Source organism: Nesterenkonia ebinurensis (assembly GCF_008711175.1).
GTDB classification, from domain to species: domain Bacteria; phylum Actinomycetota; class Actinomycetes; order Actinomycetales; family Micrococcaceae; genus Nesterenkonia; species Nesterenkonia ebinurensis.
In genome coordinates this window covers 1-3717 of the sequence record NZ_VWNF01000024.1, presented here as the reverse complement: position 1 = coordinate 3717, position 3717 = coordinate 1, and the positions used below count along the sequence as shown (strand labels likewise).

The following is a 3717-nucleotide window of genomic DNA, read 5'->3' as shown; positions in this document are numbered from 1 at the left end:
GCAGGATGCGGTCACCGAGGTCTGCGACAACGGGGTAGGCGAGGTCACCCTCGAAGGTACCATCACCGCAGACGACGGTGAGAACCTGGCCCTGACTGTGGGTTGTGATCTCACTCTTGATCTCAACAGTTTCAACCTGACGGTCGAGAACCCAGGTAACAACAATCCTGCGATCCACGTGCCCGCTGGCGTGGGCGGTGACGCTCACCTGAGGATCACTGACACCTCCGATGCCGGTAACGGCACCCTGAGGGCCGAGGCCAACAGCGACAATGTTGCGGGGATCGGCGGCGGCGACTTCGGTGACGGCGGGGACGTGACTATCACCGGTGGTGTGGTTGAAGCCCACGGCGGCCACCGCGCTGCGGGGATCGGCGGTGGCCACTTCGGTGGTGGCGGGACCGTAGAGATCCACGGCGGTGTGGTTGAAGCCCACGGCGGCGTCTATGGTGCGGGGATCGGCGGCGGCTTCCAGGGTGGTGGCGGGACTGTAGAGATCTCTGGTGGTGAGGTTGAAGCCCACGGCGGCAACTTTGCTGCGGGGATCGGCGGCGGCCTCGGTGGTGGTGGCGGGACTGTGACCATTTCTGGTGGTGAGGTGACTGCTACCGGCGTCTTTGGTGCGGGGATTGGCGGCGGCCTCGGTGGTGGTGGCGGGGACGTGACTATCTCCGGTGGTGAGGTGACTGCTACCGGTGCTGCGGGTGTTGGTGCGGGTGTTGATAGTGGTGATGGTGGTTCGTTGACGATCGAGGCTTTGGCGGCTGAGGGCTCTGCCGAGCACGGTGGTGGTTCTGAAGACCTGCGTGCACCCATCACCTGGTCAGAGGATTTCGATGGTGACTTGTATGCGTTGGCTGAAACTAGCGAGACCGACGGGGGTAACCCGGTGTTCGAGGTGGACTTCGGGTATCTGCTGAGCGCTTACCCCGGTTACGACGACGAAGATCCTGAGGTGCTCTACACCAGGGTCGGGGCCATCCCTGACGCCCCCGAGACCCCAGAGCGGCCCGGGTACACCTTCACCGGCTGGCGTGTCGGTTCGGCTGAGAACGGGGAGGAGTGGGACCCCGCTGAGGCCGAACCCATGACCGGGCCGCTGGAGCTCCATGCCACCTGGGAACAAGGTCCCGTCGATGAGTGGCCCGCCCTGCAGGGTGCGGTCATTGAGGTCTGCGACAACGGTGATGGCGAGGTCACCCTCGAAGGTGCCATCACCGCAGACGACGGTGAGAACCTGGTCCTGACTGTGGGTTGTGATCTCACTCTTGATCTCAACGGTTTCGACCTGACGGTCGAGAACCCAGGTGAGGACAATCCTGCGATCCACGTGCCCGCCAGCGAGGACGAGGAGGACGATGACGCTCACTTGAGGATCACTGACACTTCCGATGCCGGCGATGGCACCCTGGCTGCTACCGGCGGTGACTTTGGTGCGGGGATCGGCGGCGGCTTCCAGGGTGGTGGCGGGACTGTAGAGATCTCTGGCGGTGTGGTTGAAGCCCACGGCGGCTGGAGTGCTGCGGGGATCGGCGGCGGCGATGGCGGTGGTGGCGGGACCGTAGAGATCTCTGGCGGTGAGGTGACTGCTACCGGTGGCGACCATGGTGCGGGGATTGGCGGCGGCTTCCAGGGGGGTGGCGGGGACGTGACTATCTCCGGTGGTGAGGTGACTGCTACCGGCGGCATCTATGGTGCGGGGATTGGCGGCGGCTTCGAGGGTGGTGGCGGGACCGTGACCATTTCTGGTGGTGAGGTGACTGCTACCGGCGGCATCTATGGTGCGGGGATTGGCGGCGGCTACGAGGGTGGTGGCGGGACCGTGACCATTTCTGGTGGTGAGGTGACTGCTACCGGCGGCGACTATGCTGCGGGGATCGGCGGCGCCTACGGTGGTGCTGGCGGGACCGTGGCTATCTCTGGTGGTGAGGTGACTGCTACCGGTGGCTACGGTGCTGTGGGTGTTGGTGCGGGTGTTGGTGGTGGTGATGGTGGTTTGTTGACGATTGAGGCTTTGGCGGCTGAGGGCTCTGCCGAGCACGGTGGTGGTCCTGACGACCTGCGTGCACCCATCACCTGGTCAGAGTCTTCCGATGGTGACTTGTATGCGCTGGCTGAAACTAGCGAGAGCAGTGAGGGTAACCCGGTGTTCGAGGTGGATTTCGGGTATGTCCTTGAGGTCATGGACTTCCGTGACGGTGTGGATCAGGTGCCGGTGGTTGTCCAGGATCAGGAGTTCCTTCCCTTGGGCGGTGATCCGTTCACCGGCAGCATCCCGGACGAGGGTGACACCGAGGTCCCTGAGGGGTTCACCTTTACCGGGTGGCGTGATGGGGCACCGGATGGCGATGTGGTCGTCGAGGAGGATCTGGTTGGGCTGCTGGAGTCGGGTTCGGTGTTCCTCTATGCCACGGCTGCGCGTGCTGGCCTGGACCCTGAGACCATCGTGGCCGGCGAGACCGGCACAGTGACCGTGGAGGCGTTCAACACTGAGGGGGCCCTGGACGATGTTATCGGGGATGCGGACATCACCTTCGACGATGGAGAGGTTGACGGCCCCGTTCTGACTCCTCCTACGGCCGTTGGAACCTACACCGTGGGGGTCGAATATCGTGGTGTGAGCCTTCCACAGATGAGTCTGGAGGTCGAGGCCGGTGAGGCGGACTCCCTGGTAGTCGATGGCCCCACCGAGGCCACTGAGGCTGAGACGGTCACCTACACGGTGGAGCTGACCGATGAGCACGACAACCTGATCAGTGATGTCACTGGTCAGGTGGAGGTGGTCTCTGATGTTACTGGCGATCAGGTGGAGCTGAACCAGGAGGGGGACGCTATCGAGGTGACCTTCGTCTTCACCCCGGAGCTGGCCGACCGGACCCTGGTATTCACTTATACCGATGAGGACGGCCAAGAGATCACCACAGAAGTGGAGGTGGAGGTCTCCAGCGTGGTGGACAGCATCGAGCTGGATGTGCAAGAGACCGCGGTGGACCGGGAGGTGGTGGACTTCACGGTCGTCGCCTTGGATGAAGACGGTGACGTACTGGGCGAGGTGACCGAGTATGCCGATGTCGGCTCATCGGTGGATGAGGATGAGTTCGGTGAGGGCCAGCTGACCGTCTTCGGTGTTGGTGATCGGATGATCACTGCTGAGTACCGCGCAGTGGACACCGCCGCTGATGTGTCGGTTGGCCCGGGTGGCATGGATTACCTCGAGATTGACGGTCCCGAGACTGCTACAGAGGCCGGAACCGGTACCTATACGGTGGAGGCTTTCGATGAGCACGACAACCTGATCAGTGATGTCACTGGTCAGGTGGATGTGGTCTCTGATGTTATCGGTGATCAGGTGGAGCTGAACCAGGAGGGGGACGCTATCGAGGTGACTTTCGTCTTCACCCCTGAGGAACTGATCAACCGGGAACTGGTCTTCACCTACACCGACGAGAACGGTGAAGAGATCACCGCCACTGTGGATGTGGAGGTCTCCAGTGCGGTGGAGGACATTGAGTTGATGGTGCCGGGATCGGTGAGCCATGGGCAGAGTGTCGAGGTCGGTGTGACTGCCTTGGGTGAGGGTGGTGAGGCTCTGGGTGATGTCACTGATTATGCTGGTGTTGCTTCCGATGGTGATGAGGACGAGGTCGATGGCGCTGAGGTGAGGTTTACTGGTGCTGGTGAGCGTGAGCTGACTGTCACCTACCGGGGTCATGCGGA

The 3717-nt window shown here is 62.7% G+C and carries 2 pseudogenes; both read left to right on the top strand.

What is annotated here, in order from left to right:
- Positions 1-97: 97 nt before the first annotated feature.
- A pseudogene (locus F0311_RS19045) lies at positions 98-694 on the top strand (hypothetical protein); the annotation flags it as partial.
- A 48-nt stretch (positions 695-742) separates the two neighbouring features.
- Positions 743-3717 (top strand): annotated as a pseudogene (locus tag F0311_RS18460) (hypothetical protein); the annotation flags it as partial.